Raw genomic sequence first — 19,229 nt, forward strand, 5'->3', positions numbered from 1 at the left:
ATCATTTGTCCTTTTGATCTGCATCTTCACTTCCATAACGCTCTTTGTAAGTTTCCGACGGAGACCTCATATAGATCAAAGAGGCAGATATCAGTACGAATAAAGTAAGTGTTGACCCCAAGAAAGAACTCCAAAGAAGAAGCATATCGGGATCGTCACCGAGAGTAAGTATGCATATCGCCAACATTACAAAAAACAAGGATACTACGATTGTCGAAAAAATGGCGATTGTCTTCTTTTCCATACACAAGATAATGCATATCTGAAATATAATCTATTTTGCAGACCACAGAATTATTTTTAAGGTCTATATCCCACAAAGATATATTTATTGGATTAATCATCCAACATCATTACAAGGTGTAAAGAATGTCGATCGATGAACCAGTACTTTTTCCATTCACGAGTATAGTCGGCCAAGAGAATATGAAAAAAGCACTTCTTTTGAATGTAATAGATCCCAGTATCGGAGGAGTGCTCATCAAAGGGGAAAAAGGTACTGCAAAATCCACGACCGTGAGGTCGATGGCACAGATATTGCCTTCGCGCGTAGTAGTGAAAGGCTGTCCATTCCGTTGCGATTTCTACAATGAAGAAAGATATTGCCCATACTGTCGTAAACGTGTGGCCGACAATGAAAAACTAGAACCTATATCTGTACCAATGAGGGTGACAGAACTTCCGTTAAGTTCCACGGAGGACAGGGTATCTGGAACATTAGATCTGGAACATGTCCTTAAAACAGGTGAGAAGAAATTCGAGCCAGGTGTACTTGCAACTGCGAACGGCAATATCCTCTATGTCGATGAGGTCAATCTTCTGGACGACCATCTTGTGGATCTCCTTCTCGATTCTGCGGCAATGGGCATCAACTATGTGGAAAGGGAGGGCATATCATTTGCACACCCAGCAAGATTCGTTCTCATTGGTACGATGAATCCTGAAGAAGGGGACCTCAGACCTCAACTTCTAGATAGATTCGGATTGTCCATAGATATTATTGGGGAACGGGACGTAAAGAAAAGAGCTGAAGTGGTAAAACGCAGACTATCATTCGATATGGATCCAAAAAAATATGTAGATTCTTGTTCCAAAGATATAGATGTAATGAGAGCGAAGATCATCAGAGCCAAAGAGATATTACCGACAATTGAGATAGATGATGACTTTGTCGATATGGTTGTATCCGTGATGATACATTTCGGAGTAGACGGCCATAGGGCAGACATCACACTCATGAAGGCCTCAAAGGCCAATGCCGCATTGGAAGGAAGAACGAATGTCACTAAAGAGGACATATACGCTACAGCAGAACTCGTTCTGTCCCACCGCTTGAAAAGACGGCCATTCGAAGACTCTAGCCTCGACCAAGAGGAGCTAAAAAAATGCCTGCAGAGCCTTTGACGTGCATTTATCCAATATCTGCGATCGTAGGCATGGAGAATGCGAAGATAGCGTTAGAATGTGCACTCATAAATCCTTCTATCCATTCCGTACTTTTGCGTGGAAGTGAGGGCACTGCAAAAAGCACAACCGCACGTGCAATAGCTGGAATAACATCTAAAAAGGTTATAACTTGTCCTCTGGGAATATCAGAAGAACAACTTTTCGGAGGTCTTGATCTGGAAAAGGCCATGAGGACCGGAAAGACCGAATCTGATGCGGGACTTTTAACAAAAGCAAACGAGAATATACTTTACATAGACGATGTGAATCTTATGGAAAAGACAACATTGGCATCGATATTCGATGTTGTTCTTACAGGTATGGCCAAAGTAGAAAGGGGACCAATATCAAGGACGTACTCATGCAATACGATCCTGATAGCAACCATGAATCCTGAAGGTTCTGACCTAGACCCACACATGTTGGATAGATTCGATCTATGTTCATATATTGAACCAACGGATGAAATATGCCGCAAAGAAATCTTGAATAGAAATATTGACTTCTGTAACGATCCCATAGCTTTTTCAAAACTTTACAAAAAAGAAGAAAATGAGACCATTGCAAAAATTAGAAGAGCCGAACAAATCCTACCAACGGTCACAATATCGGATGAGATAATATTGATAATTTCCGAACTATGCATAAGACTGGGCGCAGATGGATGCCGCGGTGATATTTCAATGGTAAACTGTGCAAGAACGCTTGCAGCCATGAATGGAAGAGACGAGGTCATAAGAAAAGATGTGGAAGCAGCAGCCATACTTTGTCTAGCGCACAGACGCAACAACAATCCGCCTCCTCCTCCCAAACAACAGACACCAGAGAATCAAAAAAACGATCAAAACGAACTTCCATCAGAACATAATCAGAAAGAAGATCAGAACTCCCCTGAACCCCCTCAAATCGAAAAAGACGATCATAATAACGAATCCGTTGAACCTGAAGAACAAGAATTACCGGATATTGATGATATCATGTTCGAGATAGGCAAACAGTTCCGCGTAATTGACTACCTTGATTCTTATGAAAGATTGCCTTCCAGAACAAAGACCCGCAAAGGTCGCAGAGCTATCGCTGAGAGCGGTGACGGTACAGGGAGATATGCACGCTCCAGGATCCCGTTCGGTCAATCCAAGGACATAGCATTTGATGCTACTATACTGGCGGCTGCCCCCTATCAAAGAACCAGAGAAAGCAATGGATTATCCATTGTCATCAACAAACAAGACCTACGTGAAAAAGTGCGTGAAAGACGTAGCGGATGCACATTGATCTTCCTTGTCGATGCCAGCGGTTCATTGGGAGTAAAAAGAAGGATGGCGACTGTAAAAGGAGCCATATTGTCCATGTTGCGTGAAAGTTATGTGAAGCGCGATAGGATCGGACTCATTGCTTTCAGAAGGGATTCAGCCGATGTCATCCTCCCACCTACCAGATCGGTCGAGTACAGTTATAAGAAACTGGAAGAATTACCAACTGGTGGAAAAACCCCATTGGGAGAGGCATTGAATAAGGTCGATGACTACATGAATTCATATGCCAGGTGTCATACCGGTGAAAGATGTTTTGTGATTCTGGTAACAGATGGGAGAGCGAATGTACCGCTCAAAGAAGGCACAGATGCTAACGATGAAGTACAGAGAATAGCGAAAAAGATCAAGATACCAGGAATAAGATGGATAGTGGTGGATGCAGGCATAAGTTACCCTCACTTCGATAATGCAGAAAGACTTGCGGAAAACCTTAATGCTAGATACTTCAGATTAGAAGATCTGGATGCCGACCGTTTCGCTAAAAACATTAAATCTGCAATAGATTCATGATATGTGTCTACCGTTTATCATCGTCTCTTCTCGACCTTATATGGTAAAGATAAAATCAGAAAATTAAAAATTGTAAAGGGTTTTTATTAGCTGTTTTTAATTGGAGGTCGCGGCAATCATATCGCTTGTAAGCACGAATATGCCATCGGTGGTCACATCATACCCTGACTCATGTAGATTGTCAACGAAGTTATCGATAAAGGTCTGATGGACCTGTGCTCCGTAATCGCTTCCGAAGAGATCAGGATAGAATATTGATGCCATATATGCGATCCTAACAGGAACTGGCATATTACCGTTCAATATCAGGTAATTGCCATCCTCATAAGCATCCATTGCTGTGAAATATTGCGAATATGTATCCCATATCGTTACCAATTGCTCGGAGGTGTATGTGCCATACCCTATACTCCTCACATGTACTATGTAATCTGCCTGATACTTACTTTCCAACAACCATTCGTCTCCGATATTGAATCTCTTTGTCGTCTCCGACCAATCTGCAAGATTTATAGCGCCTGCAAGTTCAGTGGCGGCATAGTAATCGGATGATGTTCCACCGACATAGTTGGTCATTGTAACACTTAGTGCGGTCACACGATCGTCATCAGAGAGGACATCCGATCCAATCTTGGATTGCACATAATCTATGACCTCGTCACAAAACTGTGCATATGCATTGGCACGATCCTCACACTGAAGTAAATATCCTAATGTGATGACACCGCTGATAGATTCGATACCATCTGAAGCCGATATCCTTACAACATCTATTCCTGCCGTCTCAAAATCAGAATAATTTGTTAGAAATGATGAACTATCTGAAGTTATTATTGCAGAGACTGTGTATTTTGATACTTCCTCCACATTGGCCTTGAATAGGCTGTCACTTACAGTAGGTAGATCTACAATATCCGAATAAAGTGTACTGTCTATAGTACCACCAGATATACAAACGATATCCTCTTCGGCTCCAATCGATTTCATAGCGAGAAGGACACTGGTCCCAACAATGCACGCAGAAGTTATAGGATAACTTACCTGACCTTGTAAAAGATTGCCACCGTAATAATAATCATAATAGATCTCCATGGATTCACGATCTATCATCTTCTCGACCATATCGATATCAGATTGGTCGACCTTACCGTCCAGATTGGCATCTGAATAGGTGGTAGCTTCAAGCTCACCAGATATTACCTTCTCCAATGTTGCCACATCATCCTCATCCAAATAATCATCGTTATTCGCATTACCGTATATCATAAGACGACCTGTATCATCATCAGATCTGTAGTTGCTACTGTCATTACTATTATTCAAAAAATAAAGACCCGTACCTGCAGCTACTACGACCAAGATAACGACAACTGCAATCAATTTTGTATTTGCCATATGTCTCACTTGGATATAACATCCAATTGTATAATCTGATTGTGATATATAAAATCGATGAGACAATAATTCGATATGAAAAATATGCTATAAACTAAATAATTACCATCAATTAAAACCATTAAAACATTTGATTCAGATATGAAAATAACAGTTCATTTTTGCTTCAATATTATTACATGATAATGCATGAAAACAAATAAAAAATCCAACCATAAAGAGGATTATATACATCTTTGTCAATTGCGTTGGAGCAATAATCCAATTATATAAAATGCATTGTACGACCACAATATAAATCGAAATAATGCAAAAAAAACCAATTCGACAAAAATAGGAATGACCATGGATAACGAGAATGATAAGATTACCCTTAGGGAGAATTACCATAGTTATACCATAAGAAAATTACTTTTCATTGCAGTAACCATCATTGCCATTTTTATAATCGCAGGTGTGGCATTAACATTAGGCGGCCGGGACATAGGGTTCGTGCAAGTCTATCAGATCCTATTTGATCACATATTGGGCGCCACTTACACACCCGGAACCGAAGAATGGTGGGACGATTATATTGTCTGGAGCGTCAGACTCCCCCGTATCCTGATCGCAATCGTTGCCGGTGCTGGACTTGCCATAGGTGGTGCAGCAATGCAGGTTGTGGTGAAAAATCCATTAGCAGACCCATACACAACAGGAATATCCGCGGGAGCTGTATTCGGAGTTGCCATAGCACTTGTTTTAGGTTTTACTGCTGGATCAACTATTGGCGATTACGGACTTGTTATCAATGCATTCCTGTTCGGCCTGATCCCAGCGGGAGTGATAATAATCATATCAAAATTCACGAACACTTCCCCTGCAACCATGATACTTGCCGGTATAGCAATGTCATACATGTTCACTGCACTTAGTACACTTCTTCTTGTATCTGCAAATACGGAGACCATACAACAGGCATATCTTTGGCAGATTGGAAGTCTCGAGAACGTAAATTGGTCTGACCTTCCATTGATGTTCGTTATAACGTTGATTGGTGGCATATTCATGATGTTCTCCACAAAAAAATTGAATATCCTTACACTTGGAGATGACAGTGCCAGAAGTCTGGGACTAGATGCTGAGAATTTTAGAATTCTTGTTTTGATAATCCTTTCGATAATGACCGCAAGTGTGATTGGATTCATAGGAATAATCGGATTTATTGGCCTTATATCTCCGCATATCGTTAGAATATTCCTTGGCTCCGACAATAAATATGTATTGCCTGCATCAGCAATATTCGGTGCAGCCTTCCTTCTATTGGCTGATCTGATATCCAGGGTCATTGTATATCCTGGAGAAGTGCCAGTGGGTGTAATAATGTCCTTTATTGGCGGCCCGCTCTTCCTGATATTGATATTACGTTCTAAAAAGGAGATGTGGTAATATTACAACATCGATACCTAATTTTTCTGATTTTAAAAATACATATTACAAGTATCTTTCAAAAAAACTGATGTTTGTGATATTGTGTCTAGTAATAGCTTTCTTAGCAATGGGGCTAGAACTATCTTTCGGAAAATATGATATCGGATTTATTGAATCTTATCGCATACTAATAGACCATATCTTGGGAGTTGTGCCAATAAGTGAAGCTGAAAAGATGAAAGATTATGTTATCTGGGACTTACGTTTTCCACGCGCGATTGCTGGATTGGCCGTGGGTGCAGGCTTAGGTGTGTGTGGTGCTGCCATGCAAAGTGCTTTGAAGAATCCTCTTGCAGACCCATATACTACTGGTATTGCATCAGGTGCATCATTCGGAGCATGTTTAGCGATAATACTTGGAATAAGTCTGATACCTGGCCTATATAGCGAATCAGCCACCATGATGAACGCATTCATTTTTGCATTGATACCTGCAGCAATGATAATCATCATATCAAAATTCAAAAAGAACATAACCCCTGCAGCGATGGTATTAATCGGCATTGCAGTCATGTACATATTCACAGCTGCAACAACGATGCTGAAAGTTACCGCCTCAGAAGAATCCCTCGCTGAAATATACATCTGGAACATTGGTACATTAGGAAAGGCCAGCTGGAGTAACGTCTGGTATATGGTCGTTGCAGCATTACTGGGGATCATAGCATTCCAAATACTTGCAAAAAAACTCAACGTGTTGGTAATGTGCGATCAAGGTGCAATAACATTAGGAGTTAATCCCAAAAAAACAAGATTGATAACACTAGGTATCGTATCTTTGGTCACTGCTGTGCTTGTTGGATTCACAGGAACAATTGGATTTGTTGGATTGGTAGCACCACATGTCGTAAGGATTTTCCTGGGATCCGATAACAAATATCTCATTCCCGCTTCTGCAGCCTTTGGCGCAATGATGCTCCTTCTAGCAGATTGCATCGCAAAGAGCGCAGGATCCACAGGATTACCGGTCGGTACCATTACAGCACTTATCGGTGGACCACTTTTCCTATATTTGCTTATCAAACAGAGTAAATCAGCATGGTAATTTGAAAAAAACATATTATTTGTTAGCAAAAAACTTTACTTCAAACGTCAGACCGAAAGTGTCTTTTATTCCGTACAGATAAAGAATATCATGCGTTGGATGTTGCGCGGAAAGATCCACAGAGCCACTGTGACGGAGACCAGACTCGATTACGAGGGCAGCATAACCGTCGATCAGGACCTTTTGGATAGGTCCGGCATATTGCTCGGAGAAAAGGTCTATATCGCTAACGTCACCAACGGTGCCCGTTTCGAAACATACTCCCTCCCCGGGGAAAGAGGCTCGGGCATTATAGCCATTAACGGCGCCGCAGCACACCTTTGTAACATAGGTGACAAGATAATCATAATGGGATTCGAACTTACTGATGAACAGATACATGCAAATGTTACCCTGGTCAACGAATACAACGAACCTATCAAGGAGTTCACCTACTAACATGTACCAAATATTCTCAGACGGAGGATCGAGAGGCAACCCTGGACCTGCAGCGTACGCCATCGTAGTAACTAAAGACGGCAAGATAATACATGAGCATTCTGAATTTCTTGGAATAGGAACCAACAATTATGCAGAATATCGTGGATTGATCGCAGGCATGATTAAAGCAATCGAACTAGGTGCAGACGATGTTGAGTTCATTATGGACTCCCAACTGGTAATAAAACAAATGACTGGGGAATATAAAGTAAAATCAGAGAACATCAAAGACCTTCATGCGGATGCCATCACCCTTTCATCGATGATACCAAAAGTCAGATTTAGAAATGTAAGGCGTTCAGAACTTTTGATACCGAGAGCGGATGCACTTCTCAACATAGAATTAGATATTAACAAGTAAGATAAATATTAAATTAATACCAATTTATGTATTATTTGTAATCGCCAAAATAACTTTTTTAATCTACAAATTAAAAATAACATAACAATAAAATCAAAAATAATCTTAAAATTTGATTTATAACAATTATTTTACTTATTTCTAATAAAAAATATAAAAAATAATTTACTTAACCCTAACTTGGTCATGCATTTATTATATGTTGGATGTATTTTCCAATTGGTGATTTATTGGACGACATCATATCGGTCAAAGGACTTTCCAAGGCTTTCAATAAAAAAACAGCCGTAGATCATATTGACCTAAATGTGAAAAGAGGGGAAGTGTTTGGATTTTTAGGACCAAACGGTGCAGGAAAAACAACAACGATCCGATTGATTACAACGTTGGAAAACAAAGACTCAGGTACTGTGATCATTAATGATTACGACATTGATAAAGACCCCATAAAAGCAAAAACAAGCATCGGCGTGATACAACAGCAGATCAGTCTTGATAATGACCTTACAGTCATAGAGAACATGATATGCCATGCAAAATATCATAAAATGTCAAAAAAAGAAGGAATGGAAAAAATTGAATACCTGATCAATTACCTTGGGGTTAGCGAATACAGAGATTACAAAATAACTGCCTTGTCCGGTGGTTGGAAAAAAAGAGTCTCCATCGCATGTGCATTGATACATAATCCAAAGGTGTTATTCCTTGACGAACCTACAGTCGGATTGGACATTGGAGCAAGAAGACTTATCTGGGACATTGTCAGAAAATTGAATTCCGATGGTACCACCATATTTCTGACCACTCACTATATCGAAGAAGCAGAGGCACTTTGCGATAGGGTCGCCTTCATCAATCACGGAAAGATCGTGGTCGTAAACACGCCTGAAGAACTATGTAACATTGTGGGATCCACAGCAGTTGAATGTTTTGACCAAATGAAAAAGACAACTTATTCGTACTTCGATAACAGAGAAAAGGCGAATGAATATGCCAATACCCTTGATCCAAAAAGTACAGTCACTGTAAGGAATACCAATCTTGAAGATTGTTTTGTAAAAATGACTGGCGACTCGGTCGGTGAACAAAAATGATCGACAATCTAAAGGAGATCTCCAGTGTTGCATGGGGCGATATGCGCTTCCTAAGACATAGTGCCCTCAGCGTACTTGTGATGAGCCTGATGAGCCCACTTTTATATCTTTTGGCATTCGGATATGGATTAGGAAATGGACAGATAATCGATGGCGTATCATATATCGCATTCATCATTCCCGGTATCGTTGCTCTTACTGCACTTTCTGCATCGTTTTCGTCAACTTCGGCTAGAATGAATGTTCAAAGATTGTATTATCATAATTTCGATGAATTGATACTGTGCCCTCTAAGATATTCATCAATTGCAATTGGAAAGGCCATGCTTGGGGTGGTGCGTGGTCTCATCAGTTGTGCAATAATATTCATCATCGGGTTATTCTTGGCCCCCGAATTACATTTCACAATAGAATTTTTGATCACTTTGGTCGTATCATGTTTTACATTCTCCCTACTAGGAGAATCCGCTGCTTTGATAGCAAAATCCCATCAAAGCATGTCAACATTCAGCACTTTGGTTATATTACCCATGACATTCCTTTGCGGTACTTTCTTCTCAGTATCCTCTATGCCGGAATGGTTCCAAGCAATACTGTACTGTCTGCCGCTGACATATTCAAGCACTCTGATGAGAGAAAGTTCATTAGGATTAGATTACTCTTGGTTATTCCTCATTGTCTTAATAGCATTCGGAGTTGCATTATTGCTGTTCAACATCTATCTTATGAGAGAAAGAAAGATCTGAATGTTTAAATTTAAACTTCTTAAAACTTTTTTCTATAAATTTTCAATAGGCCCCTGTAACTCAAAATAGAACTTTGAAATCATTATGGAATCATAGAAAGCGTCTCATGAATGCGCTCTATGTGCTGTGCAAATTATTCTCAGTAATCTTAACCCATTAAATCGTTTTATTCATAATCCTTCAATTATGTAAACAAAGTTGAAATGTAAATCCAAAATATCTTTTAAAATTTAATCATCGATGGATATCAAATTAACAACATATATATAAGAAAAAATTAATCAACAATTGGATAATATATCCAAATAACATTTGCATTAAACAAAGTTTAAACCTTCAAATTGAAACTGTAGTAAAATTTCAAGAGTGCATTTAATAATTCGTTATATTTGCACAAAAACTCAACCAATGCAGATCAATAAAACACATTATTCATTACATATCGCCAAATTTCTACAAAAATACCAAAAAGGCTATAATAAAAAATAATGAAACTGCACAATACAAAAAACAGCAAATATTACATTATACAAAAAAAGGACATCCTATGATACAAATAGCAATTTATGGAAAAGGAGGAATAGGAAAATCTACAGTATCGTCAAATATTTCATATTCTCTTTCACAAAAAGGAAAGAAGGTTCTGCAGATAGGATGTGATCCCAAACATGATTCCACTAGAGCTCTTTTGGCAGGAAAAGAACAATCTACAGTACTCAACTACATAAGAAATACACCTCCCTATGACAGGCATCTCGAGGATATTGTTCTTGATGGGGTCAATGGAATAAAATGCGTGGAAGCAGGAGGTCCAGAACCTGGGATAGGTTGCGCTGGCAGAGGTATCTTGAGTACATTCGATACCCTGAAGAAACTCGGCCTCGACGATATGTGCTTTGATGTGAAACTGTATGATGTCCTTGGAGATGTGGTATGTGGGGGATTCGCAGTTCCTCTAAGAAATGAATATGCAGACGGAGTATACCTAGTGACATCGGGCGAATTTATGTCATTATATGCTGCAAACAACATACTCAAAGGAATTAGCAATTTTGATAGGGGAATTCCCAGAGTGGCAGGCATAATCTTGAACTGTCGCGGTGCAGATGCTGAATATGATACTGTAAAAAGATTTGCAGATGCGGTCGATCTTCCAATAGTAGCGTGCATTCCAAGGAGCAAACTTTTTGCAGATGCTGAAAGAGCAGGAAAGACCGTAATGGAAATGTTTCCTGACTCCGATGTTGCATATGAACTTAACAAGATCTCCGAAAATATCCTGAATATAGTGAACGGCAAATCCAAACTACTGGATTCAAAACCATTAAATGATCATCAAATGGAACAAATAGCAAAAGGAGAAACAGTAAGAAATAGTACTGCTGATCTCTTGAGTATCAAGAACGAAATTTGTCGAACGTGTGCTAGAACCACCAAAGAAAAGGTCACAACAGAAGAGAAGATACTTTCATCGTGTGCCACATCTGGCGCAGTACATGGATGTTCTTCGGTCATAGATTCCATTGTTATAATCCATGGCCCCCGCAGCTGTGCACATATAATGTCATCATCAAAAAATCTAAGCGAAATAAAAAGAAGAAGCAACCATATCCATAATTTTAATCCTCAATCAATGAGAATAATATCCACAGATATGGACGATACAGTATCTGTGTTTGGTGGAGCTGGACTTCTTGAACAAAAAATACGCGATTCGATACTTGAAGGCCATCACAACATATTCATTGTAACATCATGCGTTTCAGGCATAATCGGAGATAATGTGATCGATGTCGTCAATGCTATCAGCAATGAACATCCTGACATGTATTTCAGAGTGGTAGAAGCTGATGGAAATATTCTTGGAGACTGGGAAGCAGGTTACATTGAATCTGCCAACGCACTCTTGGACATGGTAAATAACACTCTAGAACCTGAGATGAGAAAGGTAAACATCCTTGCAGAAAGATATTTCTTCAAACAAGGAGAAAACAAAGATAACGAGATATTCGACCTTTTCCGCCCATATGGAATAGAAGTCAACTGTAGATTCATGTATGAATCCTCGATGGAATCTATCTGTAATTTCCGCTTAGGAAAAATGAATTACATCGTTGACAGTGATAGGGGTTCCATTAAAATTGCTCAACTGGTAAAAAATAAATTGAACGTACCTGTAGACTTTGAACCACTTCCAATTGGTATAAGGGAATATCGCAGATTTTCTGAAAAAATTGGAAAACAGTTCAACATTTCCGATATAGCCGAAAAAATAGCCAATGATGAAGAAAAGAAATATGATTCTGAGATCAGTAAACTAAGGACAAAATTAGTGGGAAAAAGGATCATAATCGAAGATAAATTTACACAAAACGTAGATTGGCTTATCGAACTTGTTCTAGATCTAGGGATGGAGATCATTGTCGTCGGTGTCGGTCCAGTATATTATTGGAAAGAAAAAAGACAGGAATCGATCTATGTTGCCATGGGCATCAAATTCAAGCACAATTATAGATTAGAAGAAATAACTTCAGATATCGTACTCTATTCGCCCGATATTGTGGCCTCGGATAGCGGACTCACCGAATTGGACGGTGTTTATCATATGACCTATTCTCGTCCAGGTCCGGGCCTTAACGGTGTTTTAGCATATGGACGCAAATTCGTAGATTTGATTAGCGTTCCAAAAAAAGAAGGATGGAGGGACCTTTAATGACAATTAATAGAATATGCATGGACGGATTTACAGGTGCACTTTTGGCCGTAGAGAGTTTTAGCGATGGATGTGCTGTGCTCCACGGCCCTGGCGGATGTAGAAATTATCATACATTTTTATCATCTATGTGCTACCCGCGTGCAAATCCTGGAGATTTCAAAAAATATTCACAACAATATTTCTTTGGTCAATCCAGAATACCTTGCACTTTCATTGATGAAGACAATTACATAAATGGGTCTGACAAGAAACTTGAGGAATGCATACCGCTGATCTGCAACATGAATGATTGTTTTGATGTATTCATAAAATCTCCTGGAGCGGCTCTTATCGGAGATAACATAACAGATTCGATAGAAAGATCTGGTTTTACGAATAAGGCAATGGCAATAGAAGAATCACTTATATCCCAACCTTTCTCTGCAAGTTACGATCATACCATAAAATCCATACTCGAATGGAAATCTCCGAAAAAAAAGACCACTATACCCAATACTGTAAACATAATCGGTCTTCCGATTTCCAGTAATGACTGGGAGGATGCACTCAACGATCTAAGGCTAATGCTGAATGAAATGGGCATTGATGTCATCTCCTCACCTGGTGCGGGATGCAGTTCATCGGATTTGGAAAGATCAACTGCAGCAGAATTCAATGTTTGTGTAAGTCCAGAATATTGCAGTAGGGTCGCCTCGTTCTACGATAAAGAATATGGTATTCCGACAATATTTTCAGAAATGGGTGCCCCCGTTGGATTTGATGCCACAGAAGGCTGGGCAAATAATATAGCAGAAAAAATGGAAGCTGATACTTCAATAATGACCAAACATGTACACAAATATAGAGAAAGGGCTTTCAAAAGGATCAACGGCTCCCTATATTCACAAAGTACAAAATGTTGCAGATTCACAATAATGACAGATAGTTCTGTGATGTATCCGTTGATGAAATGGTTATACAGCTATCTCTGCATGGTACCCATGAGCATATCTGCGGACCCGGGGGCTGACAAGAATATGATCGCATCAACGATCAAATTCTTGGAAGATACAGGACTAAAAGAAGCATGGTATAACGATCCCGCAGCGAACAAAGTAGATTTCATGTTCACTGATGGACAGACAGCAGAGACTCAGATGATGATGGGTAACTGCAGGAAAGGAGTGGATATCGCTCTACCAAATCTTTCTCGTGCAAATTTCATTCCAAGACCCATATATGGCCTTAATGGTTCACTATTCATACTAGATGAGATTTTCAACAATCTTTAATCCAATCGAGAACTAAATCCTCTTATGAATCGTCATTGATATTTACCTGTGGATATATACTCCAATTGATAAGCATGCCAATGCCTGAAAAAAAAGATAGGAAGTTAGCACTTGTTATAATAGATGTGCAAAAAAAATTTACAGGAGGCTCCATATCTGAAGAAGGCAACCTCGACAGCGTAGCAACGATAAACAGAGCTGTTGCTTCATTCCATAAAAATAAAAGACCGGTCATTTTTGTTCATTACGACGGTCCGTGCGAATGTTCGCTATATGAAAAAGATGATGGTGACGAATATATTCAAGGCATCATATCAGATCCAAGAAACATCATCGTCCATAAAACACGCATGAACTCCTTTGTAGGAACAAAACTAGCGGATGTCGTGAAAGAATGTAAATGCGACAGCATACTCTTGGCTGGACTGGTCACTCAATATTGTATTATAGGGACATATTACGGGTCCTTTGAACACAACATCAGCCCGTATCTTCTGATCGGAGGAACAATATCCACTGATAATAAATTTGACAATGCCGCATATACCATTTGCAAAACATTCACAATGGATGAACTAGAAGAAAATCTAAGTACAACAAAAATACCCGAATTCACAATTTGTGGATCGGAATACCCTTGTTGTGAAATTATTAACAAATGAATATGACCAAATAAGATCTGGGGCACTTCTGACCCTTGAAGGCAGCATCGATGTTCAAAACGGACCTGACATTACCTCAACTATGTTCCAGATCTTTACAATGGTCTGTTTTCCTGTGACCATGTCCCTAAGGGTTACCGCTCCTTCCTCCATCTCTTTTGAACCGACGATAAGGACTTTCCTTGCCTTTGCATCGGATGCAAATTTCATGGCCTTGGACATCTTGCGGCCCATGAGGTCTACATCCGCAGATATGCCCGCATTGCGTAACAATGAAACTATCTCGAACGCCTTGATCCTCATCTCATCGGAAGCTGGTACAACATATACTTCGATACCTTTTGTCTCGTACTGAATGCCTTCCTTCTCCATGGCCAGAAGTATCCTGTCGAATCCGATGGCAAACCCTGTGGAGAACACCTTTTCACCACCAAAAAGCTCAGACAAAGTATATGACCCGCCTCCGCAGATCTGTTTCTCTGCTCCAAGGACCGGTGCCTCTGCTTCAAAGACCATCCCTGTATAATAATCAAGACCGCGAACAACACCCAGATCGATCTCGATGTTGTTCACACCCATCGCAGAAAGATAACTGACCACGGATCTCAAATAATCCCCAGCCTCTCCTGGGATCTTTTCCAGAACAGTCACGTCTCCCACTGTCTCAGTGAATCTAAAGATGTCGTCTACCATATCCTGGGACACGCCCATGTCAATAAGGAGCGGCTCTGCTTCATCATAGAGCTTCTTATCCAGTTTCTGAAGGACTTCGGCCGTCCTTTCCTTTGGAACACCTGCATCTGAGATCTTCTGTCTTAACACACCGATGTGCCCGATACGCATCTTGTAATCCTTGAGGCCAAGGTCCTTTATCATGGAGGCAGCCATTGCAATGACCTCTGCATCGGTCTCGGGTGTTGCACTGCCTATGATTTCAGCACCGAATTGGAAGAATTCCCTGTATCTGCCGCTCTGCGGCCTCTCATATCTGAAGCACTGACCGAAATAGAACACCTTTATCGGTTTTGGATCATTGCTCATGTTGTTGACGAAAAGCCTGATCGCGGGAGCGGTCATCTCAGGACGAAGGGCCATTTCCCTGTCCCCTTTGTCCTTAAAATTGTAAATTTCCTTCAACACATTGGGTCCAGAACGAAGTATGAACAGCTCTGCCTCTTCGAATATGGGGGTCTCTATCTCCCTGAATCCGAAGGTGTGCGCGGTATCCCTGAGGATGTTCTCGTAGAATCTTCTCTTTTCCATCTCGTCCGGGAGAAAGTCCCTTGTACCGCGCGGGCATTGGATCATGACTGACCCAATGTTCAGGACAGTAATAAATTTTGACCCATTTTTACCAATAATAGATCGAAATAAAACAAGACATCTCGTGCATATCTGCCAAATACACGACGCTTTGTCCAAAAAATACAAATAAAAATCCAAGACCAATAATAATTTATACGTATTACAACTAGGAAGCGAACAGCGATTTGAATGACAGATGTGGAATATAAGACATTGAACCCGAAATGCAAATCTGCGATGTATGTGAAATATGCGATATTGCTGATAATATTCATAGCAGCCGTCGCAATAATCGAAGCATTATTCATCAAGAACGATTCCGTTCGCAGCGACATACGTATCATCACAGCATTGATCTTTGCAATATGCCTGATATATTCTATCGTAGGCCCGATAATATTCTACAGACGCTACAAATACATCCTGACCCAGGACAAAGTGGATATCAGGCGCGGGATAATAATCGTAAGACACACACTCGTGCCTATAGAGAGGATCCATCAGGTCGAAGTCGTCAGCGGTCCGATCAATAATATGTTCGGTCTGGCTGATGTGAACATCACCACTGCCGGCGGTACAGCGCGCATTGAATTCCTGGAAAAAGACGAAGCAGACAAGGTCGCTATTGAATTGAACGCAGTCGTCGAAAAAATCCTCAAGGACAGGATGAAGAATGAATGAAAGGAAGTACAGGAATCACCCAACGGTGATGATCCAGAATACCATATTATTGGTTGTGATACTTGGATTCATAATCATATCCTTCATGAAGGATTCAAACGTTCCAATAGGAGCGACCTATTTCATATTGGCCATCTTCATAATATGGGAGCTTTTAGTTTTCATTTCCTGGAAAAGAACGACCATTACATTCGAATCGGATCAAGCCATTGTGGAAAGCAATGTATTCTACAAAAAGAAGAAGACCATACCTTACTCGAAGATAGCCTCGGCCAACGTAGTACGCAGTGTCTTCAATCGTATATTTGGAACTACAAGGCTTCAGATAAACATAAATTCCTCACACAATGCCGCAATACCCGAAGCAAGCTTTGTTTTCAAGAAGGACCTTGCCGACCAGATCAGAACAGAACTTATGTCCGGTATATTCAAACAGGAATACAAGACAGAAAATGAGAACTCATTTGAATCAGTATTGAAATTCAAAGGGTCCGATGCCATACTTTATGGAGTGATCGGAGGTTCTAGCTGGAGTTTCCTGTACGCTCTGTTCTTTGGTGCCTTTTCACTCATATCCGTCATATTCACTAGCGGAGGAGGATTGATCATCTCTCTGATGATGCTCTTGGTATCCAGTTTGATACCGATGGTAAGTTTAATATTCAGATATTATAACTTTAAGGTTTATCGTTTAGATGACAAGATCCACCTACAACACGGATTGATCGAAACCTATCGTACCTCGTTCGAAGTAAAAAGGATAAATGCTGTGCGTGTAAGAAGGCCATATTTTGCGAGACTCCTCCACAGATGCTGCATAGAAGCAGAAGTGGTGGGGATCAACGCTATCGGAAAAGAGACCACGCCCCTTCTATGCCTTCTGATCAAAGAAGAACAATTAGATGAAGCAATGAAAGCACTCGTGCCTGAGTTCATGCGCGACATAAAGACGCATGTACAGCCTGAAACTGCCAAATTTCCACTTGTATCAAAGACCACATATGTAATGATCGCCTGGGTGATCTTAATGGCATATCCGTGCTGGTGGATATACACCTACACAGGAACTATCGGTAATTTGCCAGACTATTCTGTCACCGTATTAAAATATCTCACCATTGTTGGTACAGCCGCTGTTGTTGCACTATTTTATTTCGGAGCGTTCATATCCTACAAAAAACGTGAATTTGGAATGGATGATGAGATGTTCGTGTTGATCAACGGTATCTTGGATAGAGAGACCCTGACTGTGCAATATGATCGCGTACAGATAACCGATGTATTCGCTACACCTATGTCTAGAAGATTCGATCTCGCAAGAATTGACATCTCCCTATTGTCATCAGCAGGTGCAAAAACCGTAAGATCTGGATACTTCGATGAACAGGAACTCTCAATGATCTCAAATAAGATCATGGAACGTCTTGCTGACGGGAGATATGATTACAAAGCAACCGAGATCTGATCATCTCTTTACGATGATGGTCAAGATATCCTCATCCTGAACAATGTGGTCCAGTCCCACGGTCTGGCCGGGGAACTTTGCGCTCTTACCCCAGATCATGGCATAACGGAAATTGCTCTTGAAATCCCTGTGTATGAGTTCACAGACCTCACCGACACTGTTCCCCTTTTTGACAATGAGGGGGACTTCCATATCTGCATCCTTGCCCTGAGGCTTCAGATAGATGCGGATCATCTCGATGGTATCGTACAATGTCTTTTTGAGGTCTTCCATACCAAAACCCGTGGCTGCAGAAACAGGCACCTTGACGAAATCTTTGTGCGTCTCCAGCACCGCCTCTAATTCTCCGGGCTTCGCCAGATCTATCTTATTAATTGCCATGACGGACTTGATGTAAACACGGTTACCTGCTAGAACGTCCAGCATCTGTTCCACGTCGATATCTTCCCTTACAACGACTGTCGCATTTATGTGTCCATACGCAGAGGTCATGTCTGCGATGGTCTCTACATCTATCTTTGTCAACTTTACCGTGGGCATGACGTTTATCCCGCCCTGAGAACTGGTAGTTATAACCACATCCGGTCTTTTTTGATCCAAACGTATGGCCGCATTGTAAAGTTCCTTCATCAGGACATTGATATTGGGATTGAAGATATCCACAACAAGAAGTATCACATCGGCTGCCCTCGCAGCCGCGATTACCTCTCTTCCTCTTCCTTTTCCCCTTGATGCATCCTTTATCAGCCCTGGCATATCCAAGATCTGGATCTTTGCGTGGTTGTATTCCAACACCCCGGGCACAACATCCAACGTTGTGAAATGATACGCTGCTACTTCGGATTTGGCTCCTGTCAACTGATTCAGAAGAGTGGATTTACCAACCGAAGGGAATCCTACGAGGGCAACTGTCGCGTTGCCTGCCTTTTTGACATAAAATCCTTTGACCGGTCCTTTAGAGGACCTTCTCTTTTCCTCTTCCTCGGAAAGACGGGCGATCTTCGCCTTCAACTTTCCAATGTGGGCCTCGGTGGCCTTGTTATATTTGGTATTGGAAATCTGATCTTCCAACTCCTTGATCTGTTCTTCGATCGTTGCCATAAAGAAATCTCTTACAACTAGGTGATGTCGGTCACATATTTTACAATTATTAATAGACTACAATTGAAGGTTGATCCGAAAATACCTATCTGCGGCTATTTTTTTCCATACTGGCACATTAACATTAAAAAATATCCCCCAAAAAGATGTGCACAATACCTTTTA

Annotated in this window: 17 protein-coding genes; 13 read left to right on the forward strand and 4 right to left on the reverse strand. The window is 40.6% G+C overall.

The genetic code is table 11. The features are described 5' to 3' along the window. Position 1 precedes the first annotated feature (1 nt). On the reverse strand, positions 2-244 hold the full coding sequence (locus tag KRP56_06195; protein ID UAL07414.1) for a hypothetical protein: 243 nt from the start codon (positions 242-244) through the stop codon (positions 2-4). Positions 245-369: 125 nt separating this feature from the next. On the opposite strand from KRP56_06195, the gene KRP56_06200 reads away from it, so the two are divergent. Both KRP56_06200 and KRP56_06205 read left to right on the forward strand, forming a co-directional pair. Further along, positions 370-1,404: an AAA family ATPase gene (locus tag KRP56_06200; protein ID UAL07415.1), complete on the forward strand. Its 1,035-nt coding sequence runs from the start codon at positions 370-372 to the stop codon at positions 1,402-1,404. After that, positions 1,386-3,272 (forward strand): VWA domain-containing protein, encoded by a 1,887-nt coding sequence (locus tag KRP56_06205; protein ID UAL07416.1) that lies wholly within the window; start codon positions 1,386-1,388, stop codon positions 3,270-3,272. The genes KRP56_06200 and KRP56_06205 overlap by 19 nt, the downstream gene beginning before the upstream one ends. Before the next feature lie 96 nt (positions 3,273-3,368). Here KRP56_06205 and KRP56_06210 read toward each other — a convergent pair whose 3' ends face one another. Continuing rightward, a complete protein-coding gene (locus KRP56_06210; protein UAL07417.1) occupies positions 3,369-4,667 on the reverse strand; it encodes an ABC transporter substrate-binding protein in 1,299 nt (432 codons plus the stop codon). Between the two features lie 345 nt (positions 4,668-5,012). On the opposite strand from KRP56_06210, the gene KRP56_06215 reads away from it, so the two are divergent. The 9 genes from KRP56_06215 (at position 5,013) to KRP56_06255 (ending at position 14,512) form a co-directional block, all read left to right on the forward strand. After that, positions 5,013-6,095 (forward strand): iron ABC transporter permease, encoded by a 1,083-nt coding sequence (locus tag KRP56_06215; GenBank protein ID UAL08487.1) that lies wholly within the window; start codon positions 5,013-5,015, stop codon positions 6,093-6,095. Between the two features lie 70 nt (positions 6,096-6,165). Next, positions 6,166-7,182, forward strand: a complete 1,017-nt coding sequence (locus tag KRP56_06220; protein ID UAL07418.1) for an iron ABC transporter permease — start codon at positions 6,166-6,168, stop codon at positions 7,180-7,182. A gap of 87 nt (positions 7,183-7,269) precedes the next feature. Further along, positions 7,270-7,620: an aspartate 1-decarboxylase gene (locus tag KRP56_06225; GenBank protein UAL08488.1), complete on the forward strand. Its 351-nt coding sequence runs from the start codon at positions 7,270-7,272 to the stop codon at positions 7,618-7,620. 1 nt (position 7,621) lies between these two features. Continuing rightward, the gene (locus tag KRP56_06230) at positions 7,622-8,023 is read left to right on the forward strand and encodes a ribonuclease HI family protein (GenBank protein UAL07419.1); all 402 of its coding nucleotides are present in this window, start codon (positions 7,622-7,624) and stop codon (positions 8,021-8,023) included. A 230-nt stretch (positions 8,024-8,253) separates the two neighbouring features. Continuing rightward, positions 8,254-9,117 carry an ABC transporter ATP-binding protein gene (locus KRP56_06235; GenBank protein UAL07420.1) on the forward strand — a complete coding sequence of 288 codons (864 nt, stop codon included), beginning with the start codon at positions 8,254-8,256 and terminating at the stop codon, positions 9,115-9,117. Next, a complete protein-coding gene (locus KRP56_06240) occupies positions 9,114-9,863 on the forward strand; it encodes an ABC transporter permease (GenBank protein ID UAL07421.1) in 750 nt (249 codons plus the stop codon). Before KRP56_06235 ends, KRP56_06240 begins: the two co-directional genes overlap by 4 nt. Before the next feature lie 547 nt (positions 9,864-10,410). After that, on the forward strand, positions 10,411-12,576 hold the full coding sequence (locus KRP56_06245) for an AAA family ATPase (protein UAL07422.1): 2,166 nt from the start codon (positions 10,411-10,413) through the stop codon (positions 12,574-12,576). Beyond that, positions 12,576-13,850: a hypothetical protein gene (locus tag KRP56_06250; GenBank protein ID UAL07423.1), complete on the forward strand. Its 1,275-nt coding sequence runs from the start codon at positions 12,576-12,578 to the stop codon at positions 13,848-13,850. The genes KRP56_06245 and KRP56_06250 overlap by 1 nt, the downstream gene beginning before the upstream one ends. A gap of 80 nt (positions 13,851-13,930) precedes the next feature. After that, entirely contained in the window at positions 13,931-14,512 is a 582-nt protein-coding gene (locus tag KRP56_06255) for an isochorismatase family protein (GenBank protein ID UAL07424.1), read from the forward strand. 54 nt (positions 14,513-14,566) lie between these two features. On the opposite strand, the gene hisS is transcribed toward KRP56_06255, so the two are convergent. Then, the gene (gene hisS, locus KRP56_06260; GenBank protein ID UAL07425.1) at positions 14,567-15,820 is read right to left on the reverse strand and encodes a histidine--tRNA ligase; all 1,254 of its coding nucleotides are present in this window, start codon (positions 15,818-15,820) and stop codon (positions 14,567-14,569) included. Between the two features lie 186 nt (positions 15,821-16,006). Between hisS and KRP56_06265 the strand changes: the two genes are divergently transcribed. Together KRP56_06265 and KRP56_06270 are read left to right on the forward strand one after the other, a co-directional pair. After that, positions 16,007-16,498: a PH domain-containing protein gene (locus tag KRP56_06265; protein UAL07426.1), complete on the forward strand. Its 492-nt coding sequence runs from the start codon at positions 16,007-16,009 to the stop codon at positions 16,496-16,498. Next, entirely contained in the window at positions 16,491-17,963 is a 1,473-nt protein-coding gene (locus KRP56_06270) for a PH domain-containing protein (protein ID UAL07427.1), read from the forward strand. The genes KRP56_06265 and KRP56_06270 overlap by 8 nt, the downstream gene beginning before the upstream one ends. Here the strand turns inward: KRP56_06270 and KRP56_06275 are convergent, their stop codons facing one another. Then, positions 17,964-19,064, reverse strand: coding sequence for a GTP-binding protein (locus tag KRP56_06275; protein ID UAL07428.1), 1,101 nt, complete (start codon positions 19,062-19,064; stop codon positions 17,964-17,966). It lies immediately after the preceding gene. Positions 19,065-19,229: the final 165 nt, after the last annotated feature.

The organism is Candidatus Methanogranum gryphiswaldense, assembly GCA_019262145.1.
Lineage (GTDB): Archaea > Thermoplasmatota > Thermoplasmata > Methanomassiliicoccales > Methanomethylophilaceae > Methanogranum > Methanogranum gryphiswaldense.